Source organism: Actinomadura rugatobispora (genome assembly GCF_042656285.1).
Lineage (GTDB): Bacteria > Actinomycetota > Actinomycetes > Streptosporangiales > Streptosporangiaceae > Spirillospora > Spirillospora rugatobispora.
Genome location: NZ_JBHSON010000017.1, coordinates 42,786 through 60,793, shown reverse-complemented (window position 1 = coordinate 60,793; position 18,008 = coordinate 42,786). Strand labels below are relative to the sequence as shown.

16 protein-coding genes are annotated in these 18,008 nt (G+C 73.4%); 6 read left to right on the top strand and 10 right to left on the bottom strand.

The genetic code is table 11. The features are described from left to right. The first annotated feature begins 82 nt into the window (after window positions 1-82). The 4 genes from ACFPZN_RS14535 to hutI all read left to right on the top strand — a co-directional run bounded on the left by ACFPZN_RS14535 (window position 83) and on the right by hutI (window position 5,027). Entirely contained in the window at window positions 83-1,279 is a 1,197-nt protein-coding gene (locus ACFPZN_RS14535) for an allantoate amidohydrolase (RefSeq protein WP_378282457.1), read from the top strand. 10 nt (window positions 1,280-1,289) lie between these two features. Beyond that, on the top strand, window positions 1,290-2,651 hold the full coding sequence (locus ACFPZN_RS14530) for a formimidoylglutamate deiminase (protein WP_378282456.1): 1,362 nt from the start codon (window positions 1,290-1,292) through the stop codon (window positions 2,649-2,651). 116 nt (window positions 2,652-2,767) lie between these two features. Next, window positions 2,768-3,691: a hypothetical protein gene (locus ACFPZN_RS14525; protein ID WP_378282455.1), complete on the top strand. Its 924-nt coding sequence runs from the start codon at window positions 2,768-2,770 to the stop codon at window positions 3,689-3,691. A gap of 163 nt (window positions 3,692-3,854) precedes the next feature. Further along, window positions 3,855-5,027 carry an imidazolonepropionase gene (gene hutI, locus ACFPZN_RS14520; protein ID WP_378282454.1) on the top strand — a complete coding sequence of 391 codons (1,173 nt, stop codon included), beginning with the start codon at window positions 3,855-3,857 and terminating at the stop codon, window positions 5,025-5,027. Here the strand turns inward: hutI and ACFPZN_RS14515 are convergent. Next, window positions 5,012-6,238, bottom strand: coding sequence for a glycerophosphodiester phosphodiesterase family protein (locus ACFPZN_RS14515; protein ID WP_378282453.1), 1,227 nt, complete (start codon window positions 6,236-6,238; stop codon window positions 5,012-5,014). The two genes, hutI and ACFPZN_RS14515, sit on opposite strands and share 16 nt — an antisense overlap. 146 nt (window positions 6,239-6,384) lie before the next feature. Here ACFPZN_RS14515 and ACFPZN_RS14510 point away from each other — a divergent pair, with 146 nt between their 5' ends. Continuing rightward, window positions 6,385-6,936 (top strand): ferritin-like domain-containing protein, encoded by a 552-nt coding sequence (locus ACFPZN_RS14510; RefSeq protein ID WP_378282452.1) that lies wholly within the window; start codon window positions 6,385-6,387, stop codon window positions 6,934-6,936. Here ACFPZN_RS14510 and ACFPZN_RS14505 read toward each other — a convergent pair. From ACFPZN_RS14505 to ACFPZN_RS14495, 3 genes are read right to left on the bottom strand one after another with little or no spacing between them, the layout of a single operon-like run. After that, window positions 6,927-7,355, bottom strand: coding sequence for a flavin reductase family protein (locus ACFPZN_RS14505; protein ID WP_378282451.1), 429 nt, complete (start codon window positions 7,353-7,355; stop codon window positions 6,927-6,929). The two genes, ACFPZN_RS14510 and ACFPZN_RS14505, sit on opposite strands and share 10 nt — an antisense overlap. A 47-nt stretch (window positions 7,356-7,402) precedes the next feature. Continuing rightward, window positions 7,403-9,106 (bottom strand): signal peptide peptidase SppA, encoded by a 1,704-nt coding sequence (gene sppA / locus ACFPZN_RS14500; protein WP_378282450.1) that lies wholly within the window; start codon window positions 9,104-9,106, stop codon window positions 7,403-7,405. Window positions 9,107-9,124: 18 nt separating this feature from the next. Next, window positions 9,125-9,616: a PaaI family thioesterase gene (locus ACFPZN_RS14495; protein WP_378282449.1), complete on the bottom strand. Its 492-nt coding sequence runs from the start codon at window positions 9,614-9,616 to the stop codon at window positions 9,125-9,127. 143 nt (window positions 9,617-9,759) lie between these two features. Between ACFPZN_RS14495 and ACFPZN_RS14490 the strand changes: the two genes are divergently transcribed. Further along, a complete protein-coding gene (locus ACFPZN_RS14490) occupies window positions 9,760-10,632 on the top strand; it encodes an NUDIX domain-containing protein (RefSeq protein WP_378282448.1) in 873 nt (290 codons plus the stop codon). Here the strand turns inward: ACFPZN_RS14490 and ACFPZN_RS14485 are convergent. The 6 genes from ACFPZN_RS14485 to ACFPZN_RS14460 form a co-directional block, all read right to left on the bottom strand. Then, window positions 10,629-10,991 (bottom strand): ACT domain-containing protein, encoded by a 363-nt coding sequence (locus tag ACFPZN_RS14485; protein ID WP_378282447.1) that lies wholly within the window; start codon window positions 10,989-10,991, stop codon window positions 10,629-10,631. The two genes, ACFPZN_RS14490 and ACFPZN_RS14485, sit on opposite strands and share 4 nt — an antisense overlap. A gap of 9 nt (window positions 10,992-11,000) precedes the next feature. Then, the gene (glgB, locus tag ACFPZN_RS14480; protein WP_378282446.1) at window positions 11,001-13,265 is read right to left on the bottom strand and encodes a 1,4-alpha-glucan branching protein GlgB; all 2,265 of its coding nucleotides are present in this window, start codon (window positions 13,263-13,265) and stop codon (window positions 11,001-11,003) included. A gap of 88 nt (window positions 13,266-13,353) precedes the next feature. Further along, window positions 13,354-14,454 (bottom strand): GNAT family N-acetyltransferase, encoded by a 1,101-nt coding sequence (locus ACFPZN_RS14475; protein ID WP_378282445.1) that lies wholly within the window; start codon window positions 14,452-14,454, stop codon window positions 13,354-13,356. After that, window positions 14,451-15,683, bottom strand: a complete 1,233-nt coding sequence (locus tag ACFPZN_RS14470) for a cytochrome P450 (RefSeq protein ID WP_378282526.1) — start codon at window positions 15,681-15,683, stop codon at window positions 14,451-14,453. The genes ACFPZN_RS14475 and ACFPZN_RS14470 overlap by 4 nt, the downstream gene beginning before the upstream one ends. Before the next feature lie 41 nt (window positions 15,684-15,724). Beyond that, entirely contained in the window at window positions 15,725-17,137 is a 1,413-nt protein-coding gene (locus ACFPZN_RS14465) for a xylan 1,4-beta-xylosidase (protein WP_378282525.1), read from the bottom strand. A gap of 513 nt (window positions 17,138-17,650) precedes the next feature. Further along, window positions 17,651-17,869, bottom strand: a complete 219-nt coding sequence (locus tag ACFPZN_RS14460; protein ID WP_378282444.1) for a hypothetical protein — start codon at window positions 17,867-17,869, stop codon at window positions 17,651-17,653. Window positions 17,870-18,008: the final 139 nt, after the last annotated feature.

Below are 18,008 nucleotides of genomic sequence, written 5' to 3'. Positions count from 1 at the left end.
ACGCAGGGAGCGAGGAACGAGCGACCGGAGTGAGGAGGGAAGGCGGCGCCAGGAGGCGCCCCGAAGGCGAGCGGGGAACACAGTGAGCTTCGAGGAGATGTGGGCGGCGCTGCTGCCCGTCGGCCGGGACGCGGGTACCGGCGGCTACCACCGGTTCGCCTGGACGCCGCCCGAGCTGGAGTGCCGCGCCTGGTTCCTGGACGAGGCGCGCCGCCGCGACCTGGCCGTCGAACGCGACCGCAACGGCAACCTGTTCGCCTGGTGGGATCCGGACGGAACGCGCGGCGGCGCCGTCCTGACCGGCAGCCATCTGGACTCGGTGCCGGGCGGCGGCGCCTTCGACGGCCCCCTCGGGATCGTGTCCGCGTTCGCCGCGGTCGACCTGCTGCGCGAGCGCGGCGTCCGGCCCGCCCGGCCGATCGGGATCGCCGCGTTCGCCGAGGAGGAGGGCGCCCGGTTCGGGGTGGCGTGCCTGGGGTCGCGGCTCCTCACCGGCGCGATCTCCCCGGAGCGCGCCCGCGGCCTGCGCGACCGCGACGGCCGCGCGTTCGCCGACGTGATCGCCGAGCACGACCTCGACCCCGCCCTGATCGGCCCGGACGAGGACCTCCTCGGCCGCGTCTCCTGCTACGTCGAACTGCACGTCGAGCAGGGGCGCGCGCTGGCGGAGCCGGTCGGGGTCGCGAGCGCGATCGTCCCGCACGGGCGGTGGCGGTTCGGGTTCGCCGGCGAGGGCAACCATGCCGGCACCACTCTCCTGGAGGACCGGCGCGACCCCATGCTGCCGTTCGCTCGCATGGTGCTGGCGGCGCGGGAGGCCGCCGGGCGGCACGGGACGCTCACCACCGTCGGCAGGGTCGAGGTGGTCCCGAACGGCGTGAACGCGATCCCGTCCGAGGTCACCGCCTGGCTGGACGGCCGCGGCCCCGCCGACGACGCCGTGCGGCGCACCGTCGCGGAGGTGCACGAGGCGGCGCGGGACGCGGCGCGCGAGCACGGCGTCGCCGTCGAGCTGGCCGAGGAGTCGTACTCGCCGGTCGTCGACTTCGACACCGCGCTGCGCGACCGCGTCGCCGCCGCGCTCGGCGGGGCGCCCGTGCTGCCCACCGGGGCCGGGCACGACGCGGGGATCCTGGCCGCCCGGCTGCCGACCGCGATGCTGTTCGTCCGCAACCCGACGGGCGTCTCGCACGCCCCCGAAGAGCACGCCGAACCCGCCGACCGCCTCGCGGGTGTCGAGGCCCTCACCGCGGTGCTGGGCGACCTGGCAGGCGGGTAGGAAGACCGATATGCAGTGGCATGCCGAGTTCGCCTGGCTCGGGGACGAGGTGGCCGCCGATGTGCTCCTCGAAGCCGACGGCGAGCGCTTCACCGCCGTGACCCCCGGCGTGCCGGCCCCGCCCGGCACGCCCCGCCTCCCCGGCCTCACCCTCCCGGGACTGGCCGACGCCCACTCCCACGCCTTCCACCGCGCCCTCCGCGGCCGCGTCCAGGCCGACCGGGGAACGTTCTGGACGTGGCGCGAGCAGATGTACAGGGTGGCCGACCGGCTCGACCCCGGCACCTACCGCGCCCTCGCGACCGCCGTGTACGCCGAGATGGCCCTCGCCGGGATCAGCTGCGTCGGCGAGTTCCACTACCTGCACCACCGGCCGGGCGGCGCCCCGTACGACGACCCCAACGCGATGGGCGAGGCGCTGATCGCCGCCGCCGCCGACGCGGGCATCCGCATCACCCTGCTCGACACCTGTTACCTCGCGGGCGGGATCGGGCGCCCGCTCCAGGGCTCGCAGCTGCGCTTCGGCGACGGCAGCGCGGGCAACTGGGCGCGCCGCGTCGACAGCCTGCACGAGCTGACCGGCAAGGCGGGCCGCCGGCACGCCCGCGTCGGCGCCGCGATCCACTCGGTGCGGGCGGTGCCGCGCGAGCAGATCCACGCGGTGGCGGGCTGGGCCAAGGACCGCGGCGCGCCGCTGCACGTCCACCTCTCCGAGCAGCCCGCCGAGAACGAGGCGTGCCGGGACGCCTACGGCATGACCCCCACCCGCCTCCTCGCCGAGTGCGGCGCGCTGGGCGCCCGTACCGTCGCCGTGCACGCCACCCACCTCGAACCCGAGGACATCGGGCTGCTCGGCGCCACCATGACCGGCGTGTGCATGTGCCCCACCACCGAGCGCGACCTCGCCGACGGCATCGGCCCCGCCCGCGACCTGTTCCGCGCCGGGTCGCCGGTCTGCCTGGGCTCGGACCAGCACGCGGTGATCGACCTGTTCGAGGAGGCCCGCGCGGTCGAGCTGGACGAGCGGCTGCGCACCCGCGAGCGCGGCCACTGGTCCGCCGGGGAGCTGCTGGCCGCCGCCACCTGGAACGGCCACTCCGGCCTCGGCTGGCCGGAGGCGGGCCGGCTGGAGCCCGGCGCCTACGCCGACCTGGTCGCCGTCTCGCTGGACTCGGTCCGCACCGCCGGCGCCGGGCCGCGGCACGCCGCCGAGGCCGCGGTGTTCGCCGCCACCGCCGCCGACGTCCGCACGGTCGTGGTGTCCGGGCGCGAGATCGTCCGGGACGGCCGCCACCTGCTCGTCGACGACGTCCCCGGCGCCCTCGGGCGTGCCGTCGCGGTCGTGAGCGGGGCGGACGACCAGGACGTTTGATCTCACAAGAGTGATCTGGTGATTTTCCGTGCGTCGGCGGGCCAAGTGTGGTTCCCTGCATGGTCAGGTTTGTGGAAGATATTCGCTTTACGGGGACGTGGGTTATGTTGCGGCGGTTGCTGCTGCTCTTCGGAGTGATGACGATTGGGTTCGCGGTGCCCGGCACGATGCCGGCCTCCGCGGCGACGGGGCCGGCCATGGTGCTGGATCTGGCGAACGTGCTGAGGGAAGCCGAGATCCGGCCCATCGCCGACTCGATTCCGGGAAGGGTGAAGGTCTACACGACCCGGGTGCCGTCCACCAGGACGGCGATGGAGCAGTGGATCAAGGACCGGCGGACCAGCACCGACACGGTGGTGGTGGGGTACCACCCGACGCTGGACTACCTCTACATCACCGCCAGCGCCTCGTCGGGTTTCACCAACTCCGACCTGTCGGCGGCGACCAGCGCGTTCGGGCGCAGCGCCCGCACCACCCGCGACCCCACGCGCGCCTACGTCGCGCTGCTGCAGTCGCTGCGGGGCAACGCCCCCGCCGGCACCCCGACGACCGACCCGGCGCCGACGCCGTCCTTCTCGGCCCCGACCTACAACCCGCCGGACATCGACACCGACCCCGATGTCAGCACCGGCCGGCGCCGCGGCGGCGGCATCGGCAAGTTCATCATCTTCGGTGTGATCGCGCTGGTGGTCCTGGCCGTCGCCGGTATCGCCAAGCTGGCCACGAGCGGCAACAAGAAGCCGCCGATGCCCCCCGGCCCCGGCGGCCCGCCGATGGGCGCCCCGATGCCCGGTGCCCCGATGCCCGGCGCGGTCCCGCCGCCGCCCGGCCCCGGCGCGCCGTACCCGCCCCAGCCGGGCCACGGCGCACCGCCCCCGCCGCCCGGACAGGGCTACCCGCCGGCCCCGCCCGGCGGAGGCTACCCGCCCCCGCCGCCGGCCGGCCCCGGCTACCAGCAGCCGCCGCCCGCGCCGCCCGGTCCCGGCTACCCGCCGCCCCCGCCCCCCGGGCAGGGCGGCCCGCCGCCGCAGGGCTGGTAACCCGCCGCCGCCGGGCACGACCGGCCGAGTGCCCGGAGGGCGGTCGTGCGTTCTGGCCGGGAGGTGTGGGGGGTCGTCCCCCCACAATGTGGTGTCTCGGATCCGGGACACCACCGGCGCGGACACCGGTCCGCACCGCCCCCGGCCATGCGATTCTGGGCCGGTGGGCATCGCGATCACCAACATCGGGGAACTGGTCACCAACGAGCCCGGGCTCGGCGAGGGCCCGCTCGGGCTGCTGCGCGACGCGGCGCTGATCCTGGACGGCGGCGCGGTCGCCTGGGCCGGGCCGTCCGTGGCCGCGCCCGCCGCCGACGAGGCGTACGACGCCCGCGGCCGCGCCGTCCTCCCCGGCTTCGTCGACTCCCACGCCCACCTGGTGTTCGCGGGGGAGCGGGCCGAGGAGTTCGCCGCCAGGATGAGCGGCCGGCCGTACGCGGCGGGCGGTATCCGCACCACCGTCGCCCGCACCCGCGCCGCCACCGACGATGAACTGCGCGCCAACCTGCGCCGCCTCGTCGCGGAGATGGCCCGGCAGGGCACCACGACCGTCGAGTGCAAGTCCGGCTACGGCCTGTCGGTCGAGCAGGAGGAGCGGGCGGTGCGGATCGCCGCCGAGGTCGCCGACGAGGTCACCTTCCTGGGCGCGCACGTCGTGCCGTCCGAGTACGCCGGCGACGCCGCCGGGTACGTGCGGCTCGTCACCACGGACATGCTGGCCGCGTGCGCCCCGCACGCCCGCTGGATCGACGTCTTCTGCGAGGAGGGCGCCTTCGACGCCAGCCAGACCCGGGAGATCCTCGCGGCCGGGATCGGGGCCGGGCTGACGCCCCGCCTGCACGCCAACCAGCTCCGCGCCGGGCCGGGCGTGCGACTAGCCGTGGAGATGGGCGCCGCGTCCGCCGACCACTGCACCTTTCTCACGGACGCGGACGTGGACGCGCTCGCGAACTCCGAAACCGTCGCCACCCTGCTGCCGGGCGTCGAGTTCTCCACCCGCCAGCCCTACCCCGACGCGCGGCGGCTGATCGACGCCGGGGCGACCGTGGCGCTGGCCACCGACTGCAACCCGGGCTCCTGCTACAGCTCCAGCATGGCGTTCTGCGTCGCGGTCGCCGTACGGGACATGCGCATGACCCCGGCGGAGGCGGTGTGGTCCGCCACCGCCGGGGGAGCGCGGGCGCTGCGCCGCACCGACGTGGGACGGCTCGGCCCCGGCGCCCGCGCGGACGTGCTCGTGCTGGACGCGCCCTCCCACGTCCACCTCGCCTACCGCCCGGGAGTGCCCCAGGTCGCGGCGGTCTGGAAGGGCGGCGTCGCTCAGGGAACGATGTAGGAGTGGGTGTCCAGCACCGTGTGGCCGGCCGAGAAGTAGGTCACCGTGTCACCCCCGGTGTTGTTGAGGAAGCCCGTGGTCAGGTTGTTGTAGTACGCGCCGGGCCGGTCGGTCCCGGGCCCGACGTAAACGCGCAGCAGGCTCCCCGGCGGGATCACCTGCCCCTCGCCGATGCGCAGCAGGTTGGTGGCCTGGTCGCGCAGGTAGTGCCCGCTCACGTCGATCGGCTTGCCGGTGGTGTTGCGCAGCGTCACGTGCTCGCCGGTCTCGGGCTGGAGGTCGTCGCCGCTCGGGTTGGGGAACACGTGGTCGACGACGACGCCGTTGGCGCGCGGGAAGGGCTCCTTGCCCGCCCGCACGCGCAGCGCCGTCGCCGGGAAGTTGGTGATCGTCCAGTCGTAGCCCTGGCGCAGCGCCATGGTGATCTCCGCGGGGCTGTCCACCGGGTCGCTGAAGACCTTGAGGCCGCGCCGATGGGCACGTTCCACATCGGCGGCGGAGGTGACCCGCGGGTGGGAGAACACGCCGACCGTCCAGCCGGAGAGCCGGTCCAGCGCCGCGTCGTCCAGCATCGCGCCGCCGGTCAGCACGGCCAGCTGCACCTTGGGCGCGCCCGCGTGGAACTCGCGCAGCGCCGCCTCGTCCCGCGAGTGCACCTTGACCCGCCACGCGCCCGACTTCAGCGTCCTGCCGTCGGTGAGCCCGGCCCGGTTCAGCTCCGCGGCCAGCTTGGCGCCCACGCCGGGGCTGTTGGCGGGCGACTTCAGCTCCAGCGTCAGCCCGGCCTTCCCCCGGTTGATCTCCAGCAGCTCCCGCACGGTCGGCACCCGCTCGCCGGCGAAGCGCGGGTGGAACCACGACCCGGCGTCCAGCCGCTTGATCTCGGCCAGCGTGAACTGCCCCACCCGCCACGGCGCGCGGTCGGGGAACACCGTCTCCGCGTCGGTCGTGCGGACCAGGGTGTCGTCGTGGACGAGCACCATCTCGCCGTCCGAGGTGAGCTGGACGTCGCCCTCCAGGACCTCGGCGCGCTCGGCGAGCGCCTGCCGGTACGAGGCGGGCGTCTCCTCGGGGGCCAGCCCGGGGGAGCCGCGGTGTCCGGCGACCACGGACCGCTCCTTGGGTTCCGCCGCCTGGGACGGCCCGGCCGCGACGAGGGTGGCCGCCGCGACGGAGGCGGCGAGCAGGGCGCGGGGGACGAACTGGTTCACAAGTGACCCTTTCGGTCAGATGGGGAACAACCAGCTGATCATTCAAGAATCCCGTGTCCCGCCCCTGGCCGTCCGCTGAACGGAAAGTGTGAAACGCGTGCGTCGGGTAGGAGCCTGCGTGCCCGCACAGCACGAGGGAGGCACGCATGGCGGAGTTCCTGACCGATCTCAAGACGTTGCGCGACCGAGCCCGGCAGGAGATCGACAAGGGTCCGGTCACCGAGGCGTACGGAGCCGACCGGGAACGGGTCGTCCAGGTCTGCAACGAGGCGCTGGCCACCGAGATCGTGTGCACGCTGCGCTACAAGCGGCACTTCTACACCGCCACCGGCATCCACGCCGAGTCGGTGGCCGCCGAGTTCCTGGAGCACGCCCAGGAGGAGCAGCAGCACGCGGACATGCTGGCCGAGCGGATCGTCCAGCTGGGCGGCGAGCCCGACTTCTCACCCGACACCCTCACCACCCGCGCCCACGCCGAGTACGACGCGAGCCTCGACCTGGTCGAGATGATCAAGGAGGATCTGGTCGCCGAACGCGTCGCGATCATGTCCTACACCGAGATCGTCCAGTGGATCGGCGACGGCGACCCCACCACCAAGCGCATCTTCGAGCGCATCCTGGAGCAGGAGGAAGAGCACGCCGACGACCTCAGGGGCCTCCTGGAACGCCTCCCCAGTGATCTCAAGACTCAGACATAACGGCGGTTCACCCTGATCAGGGGGTCCTTGCCGCGGTCGACGTAGTCGGCGGACCGGACTTCGGCGACGAAGAGGGTGTGGTCGCCGGCCTGGACGCGCTGCCGGGTCTCGCACTCCAGGGCGGCCAGGCCCCCCTCGACGATCAGGGCGTCGGAGAGGGGCCCCCGGTGGTGCGGCTCGCTCGCGAGGAGGATGCGGGCGTTGGGGCGGCCCTGAATGGCGAAGCGGCCGGCGAGGGCCCGCTGCCCGGTGCCCAGCACGGTCGCCGCCCAGCGGTCGCCGCGGTCGAGCACCTCGGCCAGGTAAGACGTGGAGGTGATTCCGGCCAGCACCATCGGCGGTTCCAGGGACACCGACATGAACGAGGTCACAGTGATGCCGAGGTCGTCGCGGCCGTCCCGGACGGTCAGGACGACCACGCCGGTGGCGAAGCTTGAGATGGCCTCGGTGAAGTCGGTGACCCCGTTCAGCGGATCTCCCAGGAGCCCGGGAGGGTGAGCGGGCCCGCCGAGGGCAGGCCCAGGCGCGCGGCGAGGCCGCCCAGGGAGCCCCAGGCGTCGAAGCGGGCGCGGGCGGCGGTGCGGTCGTCGCTGGACTCGGGCGGGCGGAGCCGGTCCAGCGGGGTGGCGTGCGGGAAGGTGCGGACGGGGGCGTCCTCGGGCAGCCCGGCGCGCTTGCGGGCCAGGTCGAGGGCGAGGTCCAGGCCGCCGAGTTCGTCCACCAGGCCGTTGGCCTTGGCGTCGGCGCCGGTCCAGACCCGGCCGCGGGCCAGCTCGTGGAGGCGTTCGCGGGACATGCCGCGGCCTTCGGCGGCCTTGGCGGTGAAATCGTCGTAGATGCGGTCGAGCGAGGCGTTGATCCGCTCCCACTCGGAGTCGCTGAAGTCCTTGGTGGCGCTGAACATGCGGGCGTGGTCGCCGTCGGCGACGGCGCCGAGGCCCACGCCGACCCGGTCGAGCAGGTCGTTGACGACGGCCTTCCCGACGACGACGCCGATGGAGCCGGTGATGGTGCCCGGCTGGGCGACGATGGCGTCGGCGGCCATGGCGACGTAGTAGCCGCCGGAGGCGGCCACGTTGCCCATCGAGACGATGACGGGCTTGCCGGCCTCGCGGGCCAGCACGACCTCGCGCCAGATGGCGTCGGAGGCGACGGCGGAGCCGCCGGGGCTGTTGACGCGGAACACGATCGCCTTGACGCGGTCGTCGCGGGCGGCGGCGCGCAGCGCGGCGCCGATGGTGTCGGAGCCCATCGCGGGGGCCTGGCCGGGCAGCGGCCCGCCGCGGCCGCCGCGGCCGAGGCGGATGGGGCCGTTCCCGTTGACGAGGGCGATCGTGTCGTGGCGGCCGGGCTGGGGGAGGCGGCGGGTGAGGCCGTGCGTGCGGTTGTAGCGGGAGACGTAGCGCAGCAGCGCCTCGTCGCCGATCTCCTTGCGGACGTCGCCGTACACCTGGTCGCGGTAGCCGAGCCGGTCGACCAGCCCGGCCTCCAGCGCCTCGGACGCCAGCAGGGGGCCCTGGTCGGTCAGCTTCCGGACGCGTTCCTCGGTGAGGCCGCGGGCCGCGGCGATCCCGGAGGTGATCTGCTCGCCGAGGGAGGCGACCAGCCGCCGGGACGACTCCTCGTGCTCGGGCGTGTAGGTCTTCTCCATGAAGGTGTTGGCCATGGTCTTGTACTCGTGGCGCTTGGCGAACCGGGGCTGGATCCCGGCCTTCTCCAGCGCGCCGGCCAGGAACGGCTCCTCCAGGGCGACGCCGGTCAGCCCCACGTCCCCGGACGGCTGGAGGTAGACGCGCTCGAACGCGCTCGCCAGGTAGTAGGGGACGGTGCCGTGCCCGGCCTCGCCGAAGGTCTCGGCCCAGGCGACGGTGAGCTTGCCCGCCTCCCGGAAGTCCCGTACGGCCTCGCGCAGTTCCTGGGCCATGGCCAGGCCGACGCCGCCGGACACCTTCACGATCAGGCCCCGGACGCGGGCGTCGCCGCGGGCGCGGCGCAGCCCGTCCAGGACGTCGCGGAGGTGGTTGCGGCGGATCGACATGAGCGCCGTCAGCGGGTCGGACGGGGCGGACTCCACGAGCCCGTCGGTGAGGTCCAGTTCCAGGATCAGCGGCGCGGTGCGCCGATCGCGGGCCTGCTTGATGACGTTGACGACTGTGCCGGGATCCACCATGGGCCCCAGCCTATGCGTTCAGCGCGCGAAAGCCCGGTTGGGCACCACGGCCGCGGACGCCTGCGCGACGAGACGGTCCTGCGCGTCGGTGACCACGGCGTTGGAGACCATGCGGGTGCGGCCGGGGTGCACGCAGGTGCCGACGACCCGGTAGGTGTCGCCGGGCATGGCGGCGCGCAGGTAGTCGACGTTGAGGCTGAGGGTGAGCATCGGCATGAAGTGCTCGCAGGTGCTGGAGCCGGCCAGGCACACCGCGTTGTCGAGGATCATGGCGATGTAGCCGCCGTGGACGGCGCCGCCGGGGTTGGTGAGCCGCTCGCCGGGGGTCCAGTCGATCTCGACGCGGCCGGGCACGGCGCGGCTGATCGCCTGGCCGATGTGGGTGTTCACGCCGGAGATCTCCGGGAACCGCCCGTCGCCCATCGCCTGGATCAGGTCGGCGCCGGACAGGGTGTTCCACAGATCGGCACCGGGGCCGGCGGTCGGGTCGTACGCGGCCTCCACGCTCACCTGGGTCCCCCCGTGCTCGGGCGCGTTCCATCGTCCAGCACCGAATCGTATTCCGGTCCCGGCGGGGCGGCGGCCCCGGGGGGCTGTGCCGTTCGTCACGGCCCCTTCGCCGCGGCCCGGTGGGGAGGGGCTAGGGTCGCGGCATGGGAGGCGACGGTGACGGCTGGGCGCGGTGCGCCAGGGGCCACACGCACTGGGGCCGGTTCGGCGCGTCCGGGCTGCTGGCCTACCACCGCGACCGGGACGGCGAGGTGTGGATCCTGCTCCAGCAGCGCGCCTGGTGGGGGATCGGCGGCGGGACGTGGGGGATGTTCGGCGGCGCCTTGAACAGCCACGAGGACCCGGTGCCGGGGGCTCTCCGCGAGACCGCCGAGGAGTGCACGCTCGACACCCGCAGCGTCCGGGTCCAGGGGATCCGGGTCGAGGACCACGGGGGCTGGCAGTTCGCCTCCATCGTCGGGGCCGTTCCAGAGAAGCAGGACGTGCGGCCCGCCTCCCGGGAGACGCGCAAGGCCGCCTGGGTGCGCCTAGGGGAGGTGGAGGACAAGAAGCTGTTCCCGCCGTTCGCCGCTTCGTGGCCGGTGCTGCGCAACGCCCTGAAGCGGCTGGTGCTGGTCGTGGACGCGGCGAACGTCGTCGGCGCGCGCGCCGACGGCTGGTGGAAGGACCGCGCGGGCGCCAACGCGCGCCTCCGCGACGAACTGGCCGCCCTGAAGGAAGGGGTGTCGGGGCTTCCCGAGGACGTCCTTCCCCTGGACACGTGCTTTCCCGAGGTCGTCATGGTGGTGGAGGGCGCGGCCGGCAGGATCGCCGACGAGCCCGCCGACGGCATGCGCGTCGTGGCGGCCTCCGGGAGCGGCGACGACCAGATCGTGGACCTGGTGAGCCGTCCCGATCCCGGCGCCGTCTACGTCGTGGTCACCGCCGACCGCGAGCTCCGCGCCCGCAGCCGGGCGGCGGGCGCGTCCGTGGCCGGCCCCCGCTGGCTGCTCGGCTGCCTCCCTGGGAAGGCCTAGGACGACTGCACGACCTGGTGCCCGGCCTCCTTCAGGGCCGCGGTCGCCTCGGGCACCTTCAGTTCCGGGACGAGGACGAGGTCGGCGTGGAACGTGGAGGTCACGAAGACCGGGATCCCCGCGCCGGCCAGCGGTCCCACGATCGCGGCCAGCACGCCGGGCGTGTCCAGGGAGTGGTCCGGCTCGCCGTAGAAGCCGACCCAGCGCTCGGCCTCCACGAACGGCGGGACCTCCCGGATGACGGTCAGGCCCTCGGGCGCGCGCACCAGCGCGATCCACTCGTCGTCGTCGGGGAACGTGGCGTTGGGCAGGTGCTCCACGATGAACTGCGACGGCACGATGTGAAGGCGCTGAGACATGCCGCCACCCTAGTCCGGCGGCGCCTGCCCGGGCCCCGTCTCCTCCGGGACGAGGAAGAGCGCGCCCAGCGGAGGCACCCGCACGAGGGCGGAGGCGGGCATGGCGTGCTGCGGCTCCTCGGTGGCCTCGACGCGCCCCATGTTCCCCACGCCGCTGCCCCCGTAGTCGTAGGCGTCGGTGTTGAGGACCTCGCGCCATCCGCCCGCCCTGGGCAGGCCCAGGCGGTAGTTCTCGTGCGGGGCGCCGGAGAAGTTGACCACGCAGGCGATGACGGGCTGCTCCTGCCGCGGGGACGGGGCGGTGCCGTAGCGGAGGAAGGAGAGGGTGTTCCCCTCCGCGTCGTTGGCGTCGATCCAGCGGAAGCCGTCGGGGGCGTCGTCCATGGCGTAGAAGGCCGGTTCGGAGCGGTAGAGCCGGTTGAGGTCGCGCACGAGTTTCTGGACGCCCAGGTGGTGGGCGCCCTCGGAGGCGTTGTCCAGGAGCCACCAGTCGAGTGAGCGCTCCTCGGCCCATTCGGCGCCCTGCGCGAACTCCGAGCCCATGAACAGCAGCTGCTTGCCCGGGTGGGACCACATGTAGGCCAGCAGGGCCCGCAGCCCCGCGAACTTCTGCCACGCGTCGCCGGGCATCTTCGCCAGGAGCGACCCCTTGCCGTGCACCACCTCGTCATGGGAGAGGGGCAGCACGTAGTTCTCGGAGAACGCGTAGACGAGGGAGAAGGTGATCTCCCCGTGGTGGTAGTGGCGGAAGAGGGGCTCGTGCCGGAAGTACTCCAGCGTGTCGTGCATCCAGCCCATGTTCCACTTGAACCCGAACCCGAGCCCGCCCAGGTGGGTGGGACGCGAGACGCCCGGCCACGCGGTGGACTCCTCGGCGATCGTCATGATGCCGGGGTTGCGCTTGTAGGCGGTGGCGTTCATCTCCTGGAGGAAGGAGATGGCCTCCAGGTTCTCCCGGCCGCCGTAGACGTTGGGCGTCCACTGGCCTTCCTCGCGCGAGTAGTCCAGGTACAGCATCGAGGCCACCGCGTCCACGCGCAGCCCGTCGACGTGGAACTCCTCCAGCCAGTAGCAGGCGTTGGCCACCAGGAAGTTGCGGACCTCGGCGCGGCCGAAGTTGAACACCAGCGTGCCCCAGTCGGGGTGCTCGCCGCGGAACGGGTCCTCGTGCTCGTACAGGGCGGTGCCGTCGAACCGGGCCAGCGCCCACTCGTCCTTGGGGAAGTGGGCCGGGACCCAGTCGACGATGACGCCGATGCCCGCCTGGTGGAGCCGGTCCACCAGATGCCGGAAGTCGTCGGGGTCCCCGAAGCGCGACGTGGGCGCGTAGTAGGAGGTGACCTGGTACCCCCAGGACGGCCCGTACGGGTGCTCGGCCACGGGCAGGAACTCCACGTGCGTGAAGCCCATGTCGCTCACGTAGCGGGTGAGCTCGTCGGCCAGGTCCCGGTAGCTCAGGCCGGGCTTCCACGACCCCAGGTGCACCTCGTACACGCTCATGGGCTCGTTCACCCAGGACCGCTCCTTGCGGAGGTCCATCCAGTCGCCGTCGGCCCACTCGTAGGCGGAGGTGAAGACGCGCGAGCCCGTGGCCGGGGGCACCTCGGTCCACTGCGCCATCGGGTCGGCCTTGATGCGCCACTGGCCGTCCGCGCCGAGGATCTCGTACTTGTAGGTGTCGCCGTCGCCCACGCCCGGGACGAACAGCTCCCACACGCCGGTGGAGCCGAGGGAGCGCATCGGGTGGGCGCGCCCGTCCCAGTGGTTGAAGTCGCCCACCACCCGCACCCCGCGGGCGGTCGGCGCCCACACAGCGAAGCCCGTGCCCGACACCGGACCGAACGCGGACGCGTAGGCGCGGACCCGCGCGCCGAGCGCGCGCCACAGTTCCTCGTGCCTGCCCTCGCTGATGAGGTGCATGTCGAGCTCGCCCAGGGTGGGCAGGTGCCGGTACGGGTCGTCCTGGAGGAACTCCTCCCCGTTGCCGTAGGTGACCGCGAGCCGGTAGTCGGGGACGGCCAGCGGAGCGGCGCCGGGGTCGGTCCCCGACAGCGACGCGTCCTCGGGCAGCGTCCCGGCGAAGACGCCCTCGTGGAAGTGGCGCAGCCGGTGCCGGTCCCCGTTCGGCAGCACCACCTCCACCCGCTCGGCCAGCGGCCGCAGCGCACGCACCGTCACGCCCGAGCGCTCGGGATGTGCACCGAGGACGCCGTGCGGATCGTGGTGGTCGCCCCCCACCAGTCTCTCGATCTCCTCGCGCGTCACCCGTGCCATGTGATCATGGCCTCCTCGTTCCCTGGGTCCGGTACGCCCCTAGGAGTGCCCCGGGAACGGCATAACTCACCTGCGGCCGGGACGGGTCTCAGCCGCCGCGCGACCGCCAGCGGCCATAGCCCCGCATCGCCCGGTCGGCCATGCCGTACAACCGCTCGCTGCCGAGGACGAGGTCGCGGCCGCGGGTGACCGGGGCGTGCCTGAGCCAGTGCGCGGCCCCGCCCGGCGAACGGCGCCGCACCACCCCCTCCGCCACCGTGATGGAGTGGTTCCGCAGCTCCTCCTTGTAGCGCCAGCCGACGGCCGGGCCCATGTCGATGTGCCGCACGCCCAGCGCCGCGGCCTCCTCCGCCATGCGCAGGTGCAGGACGAGGCCGGGCGAGTACTTGGCGAACTCGGGGTCGTACACCGGGAACCACGTCACCAGGGTGTGGTCGCTGCGCAGCCCGAAATGGCCCGCGACCGGCCTGCCGGCGGCGTACAGCATGGACAGCACCCCGGCGAAGCCGTCGTCGTGGGTGCCGTGCAGCCGCTCCACCAGCCGCACCACCCAGGGCCGGGAGAACCGGTCGGCGCGGCCCATCGCCCGGTACTGGGCCGACTTCCACGACTGGACGAGCGCCAGCGACGCGTCGTCGCGCACGTCGAACGCGAACGACACCTCACCCGCCTCGCGGCCCAGCTTCCGCTCCTTGTAGCGGGTCTGCCTGACGACCTTGGACCCCCTGGCGCGCAGCGACCCGGCGAACGCGTCGAAGCCGCCGGTCAGGTCCATCACCGCCGAGTCGAGCCGCTTGGTCGCGTACGGCGCGAACCACGGCTGGCCGGGCGCCAGCGTCCCGAACGCGTAGGCCGACAGCCCGCACGAGCGCAGCAGCTCGCGCGCGTCCAGCTCCAGTCCCGGCGCGTGCACCAGGCCCTGGCCGAGCGACAGCCACCCGCCGATCGCCCCCGCCGAAACCCGGCCGTGCAGCTCGTAGGGCAGGAACCCGACGATGTCGCCGCCCGCCCGCTCGCTCAGCACCGCCACCCGAGCGCCCGCGATCACGTGGTCGACCGCGACCGCGTAGCCCGCCGACAGGAACGGGTTGGCGAGCTCGGGCCGCCCGTCCTGCAGCGCGCGCCAGGCCGCCAGCTCGGCCGGGCCGAGTTCGCCGGGACGCGTCACCGCGACGTGCACCGCGATCACCTCGCGAACGTGAACGGCAGCCGGGTGATGCCGTTGTCGAAGCTGGAGCGCAGGTACTCGGGCCCGCCGTCCGCCCGCAGCCCCGGCAGCCGCCCGTACAGCTCCCGGAACATGATCCTCAGCTCCATCCGGGCCAGGTTCGCGCCCAGGCACAGGTGCGGGCCCGGACCGCCGAAACCGACGTGCGGATTGGGCGAGCGGGTGATGTCGAAGGAGTCGGGATCGGCGAAGACCTCCGGGTCGCGGTTGGCCGCCGGGTAGAACAGCACCACCTTGTCGCCCGCCCGGAACGGGTGCCCGCCCAGCTCGTGGTCCCGCGTGAGCGTCCGCCGGAACTGGATGATCGGCGAGGCGTACCGGACGATCTCCTCGATCGCCCCGCCGATCCGCCCGTCGTAGGCGGCCAGGTCGCCGGCCGTCAGCAGCTCCCGCTGCCCGGGATGCTCGGTGAACAGCCGCAGCCCGTGCGACAGCGCGTTCCGCGTGGTCTCGTTGCCCGCCACCAGCAGCAGGTCGAAGAACGACCCCAGCTCCTTCACCGACAGCCGCTCGCCGTCGGGATTGGCGTTGACCAGCGCCGACACCAGATCGCCTGCCGGGTTCTCGCGGCGGGCCCGGCCCAGCCGGGCCACCAGCCGGTGCAGGTCGACGATGGCCCGCAGGTTGCCGTACAGCAGCCGCAGCGTGCGCGGGCTCGCCGGCGACCCGCGCACCCCCGAGTACGCGGTCATCGCGTCGATCCGGCCCAGCACGTACGGGCGGGTCCGCTCCGGGACGCCCATCATCGCGCAGATCACGTTGATCGGCAGCCGCGCCGCGACCTGCTCCACGAAGTCCCGCGGCCCCTCGGCGAGCACGTCGTCGACGATCCGCGCCGCGGTCGCCCGCACGTCCTCCTCGATCCGGGCCAGCATTTTCGGTGTGAACGCGCGGAACACGATGCGCCGCAGCCGGGCGTGCGCGGGATCGTCCATGTTGACCATCGGGGTGCCGAACAGCGCCGGCAGCCACGGCGGCGGCTCCGGCGACGTCGCCGCCGGCTCGCTGGAGAACACCGCCGCGTTCCGGCTCGCCTCGACCACGTCGGCGTGCCGCACCAGCGCGTGGAAGCCCCGGCCCGACCGGACGAGCGGCACCCGCGGCTCGGGGAAGTACACCGGCCGCCCCAGCTCCCGCAGCCGCGCGAAGTCGGCCAGCCGCCGCTCCGGCGGCCGGTCCCAGAACTCCATGCCCACCAGGTCGATGCCGGTGACCCGCCGCGCCGGCGCCGTCACCGCGCCACCCACCTGACCTCGTAGGGGCGCAGCTCCAGCGCTTTGCCGTCGACCAGCGGCCGGACGGCCTTGGCCGAGCCGTTCACCACGACCATCCGCTCCCGCTGCGCCAGCACCCGCACCGCCGGGTCGGACGCCTTCACCTCCACCAGCGCGGTGCCGGGCGGGAACCAGAGGGCGAAGTTCTGCAGCATCGCCAGCGTCGGCGTGGCCCCGCCGCCCTTCGCCGGGCCCGACCACAGGCAGCCGGGGCAGTCGCCGGTCGTGGTCGTCTGCGGGCTCCAGTAGAACGCGCTGGCCGCGCCGCCCCGCACGAACTCCATCATCGCCGCGGTGTGGACGGCGGCGCGGCGCCCGGCCGTCCAGTTCGACGGCACCGGCTCGACGTACCACTCGGCCCACCACACCGGCAGGTCCGGGTCGAGCGCGCGCAGCCACCGGGTCACGTCGGAGAACTTCGTCAGCGCCTGGAAGTCGTTCAGGACGATCTCGCGCTGGACGGGCTGGCTGTGCCCGTCGACCGCGATGAAATCGGCGCCCCTCTTGTGCCGCATCCAGTATTCGACGGCGTCCAGATTGCGCTGGTCCATACTGCCCCACGCGCCCTTCAACTCCGAAGGCGGACCGTACCGGCCGCCGGGGGCGTTGCTGTTCATGACCATGTAGGGGCCGCCGACGCGGATGTCCCCGTCGACCTTCTTCAGGGCGTCGTAAACCTTGTTGTAGAGCCGGGTGTAACCCTCATAATCCCAGCGATTTCCGGGCGGATACCAGAAACCCTTGAACTCGTTCCATACGGTGTAGTACTTCACCTGGGGATAGCGTTTCGCGATCTCCGCCGACAGCTCCGCGAACGCGTCGAAGTACCTCGGCTCGACGGCCAGTTCCAGCCGGCTCCAGTCGGTGTCGCCGGGCGGCCCGCCCTTCATCCAGTCGGGCGCGCAGCACAGCGTGATGACCGGAACGCCCTTGGTCGCCTCGATCGTCTGGATCCGCCGGTCCAGCGACGCCCAGTCGTACTCGCCCGGCCGCGGCCGCGGGTTGTCCACCCCCCATCCCATGATGGGCGTGACCTGCACGACCGGGCCCGCGGACAGGTCGGCGAGGGCCCGCCGCGGGCCCTGCTCGTGGTCGACCGAGTTCTGCGTGTGGGTGAAGCCCCACGCGGGCCAGTCGGCCCCGGCCCCGGCCCCGACCCGGGCGGCGGGCGAGGCGGGCGCCTCCACCGTGCCGCCCGCGCCCCCGCCGGGCCGCCACCCCGTCACCCCCAGGACGATCGCGGACGTCGCCACCCCCGCGAGCGCGGCCGCGAGCGCGACCAGGAAAAGGCGCCTCCGGGGCGGGCGGCCGTGCCGGCCCTGCCGGGTGCGGAACAGCGCGGGACGGCTGTCGCGCGTCCTTGATTGCACGTCCAAGGGGGCCCCCAGAAAGGAACGGGCAAAAGCGCCGGGGACTCGCCCGGCACCTTCCTTAGAACGTGGTGGGCACGGCCGGAGTTCGCCGTTCCGCACCACGTTGTCGTGACATCTGCCTTACTTCCGGCGCGACCGCCGGCGCCCTGCGACCGGAACGAGGAGAACACAACCCGCGACGATGTGAGACGGCCTCGTGAAAAGCGTGATCGGAATGTGTGATCGCGAAATGGCGCGGGCGCCGGCCGCGACCGCACGGATGGCACGACTCTTCACGTAGGGGTCGCGCCGATGTGCCATCCGTGCGGTCACGCTCTTCTGGCCCCCGTGGTGACATCGACCACGCCGACCAAGCCTCCACTCCTGTGTCACCTCAGCGACACAGGTATCTTGCGCCCCGCGCCGTCCCGGCCCGGTCCGCCCCCGTGCGCGGACCGGGCCGCACGGCCTCCCCGGCCGCCCGCCGGCGCCCGCGGAACGGCGCCGCCGCCCCCCGCCCGCCACGGGCCCTCACCGCTCCTCGTCGTCGCGCCGGGCCTGATCACGCAGCAGCTCGCGCAGCCCCGCCGCGTCATCGGCCGCGACCGTCATCGCGTAGCCCGCCTGCAACTGGGCGTCGGTGAGATCGCCACTGCGCGTGGCGTACCAGCGGCCCGCGTCGCTCCGCCACACCAGCCACCCCGGGAACTCCCTCTCGATGGCCGTCTTCAGATCCTCGAAGTCGCCCATCAAGGTCGTCCTTTCCCCGAGGCGGTTCTTCCGTATACAAAAGTCTTACTCGGTCAAAGAGGTGTCAAGCTGTCCGTAAGCGGACCGTCCCCCTGGGGTTAGCGAAGGGAAGGATGCAGGGCGGGGGGCGACGGGCCGG

Coding starts and splice junctions, on each gene's coding strand:
- ACFPZN_RS14530 (WP_378282456.1), top strand. CDS start 1,290: ATGCAGTGGCATGCCGAGTTCGCCTGGCTCGGGGACGAGGTGGCCGCC.
- ACFPZN_RS14510 (WP_378282452.1), top strand. CDS start 6,385: ATGGCGGAGTTCCTGACCGATCTCAAGACGTTGCGCGACCGAGCCCGG.
- sppA (WP_378282450.1), bottom strand. CDS start 9,106: ATGGTGGATCCCGGCACAGTCGTCAACGTCATCAAGCAGGCCCGCGAT.
- ACFPZN_RS14490 (WP_378282448.1), top strand. CDS start 9,760: ATGGGAGGCGACGGTGACGGCTGGGCGCGGTGCGCCAGGGGCCACACG.
- ACFPZN_RS14485 (WP_378282447.1), bottom strand. CDS start 10,991: ATGTCTCAGCGCCTTCACATCGTGCCGTCGCAGTTCATCGTGGAGCAC.
- glgB (WP_378282446.1), bottom strand. CDS start 13,265: ATGGCACGGGTGACGCGCGAGGAGATCGAGAGACTGGTGGGGGGCGAC.
- ACFPZN_RS14470 (WP_378282526.1), bottom strand. CDS start 15,683: ATGGAGTTCTGGGACCGGCCGCCGGAGCGGCGGCTGGCCGACTTCGCG.
- ACFPZN_RS14460 (WP_378282444.1), bottom strand. CDS start 17,869: ATGGGCGACTTCGAGGATCTGAAGACGGCCATCGAGAGGGAGTTCCCG.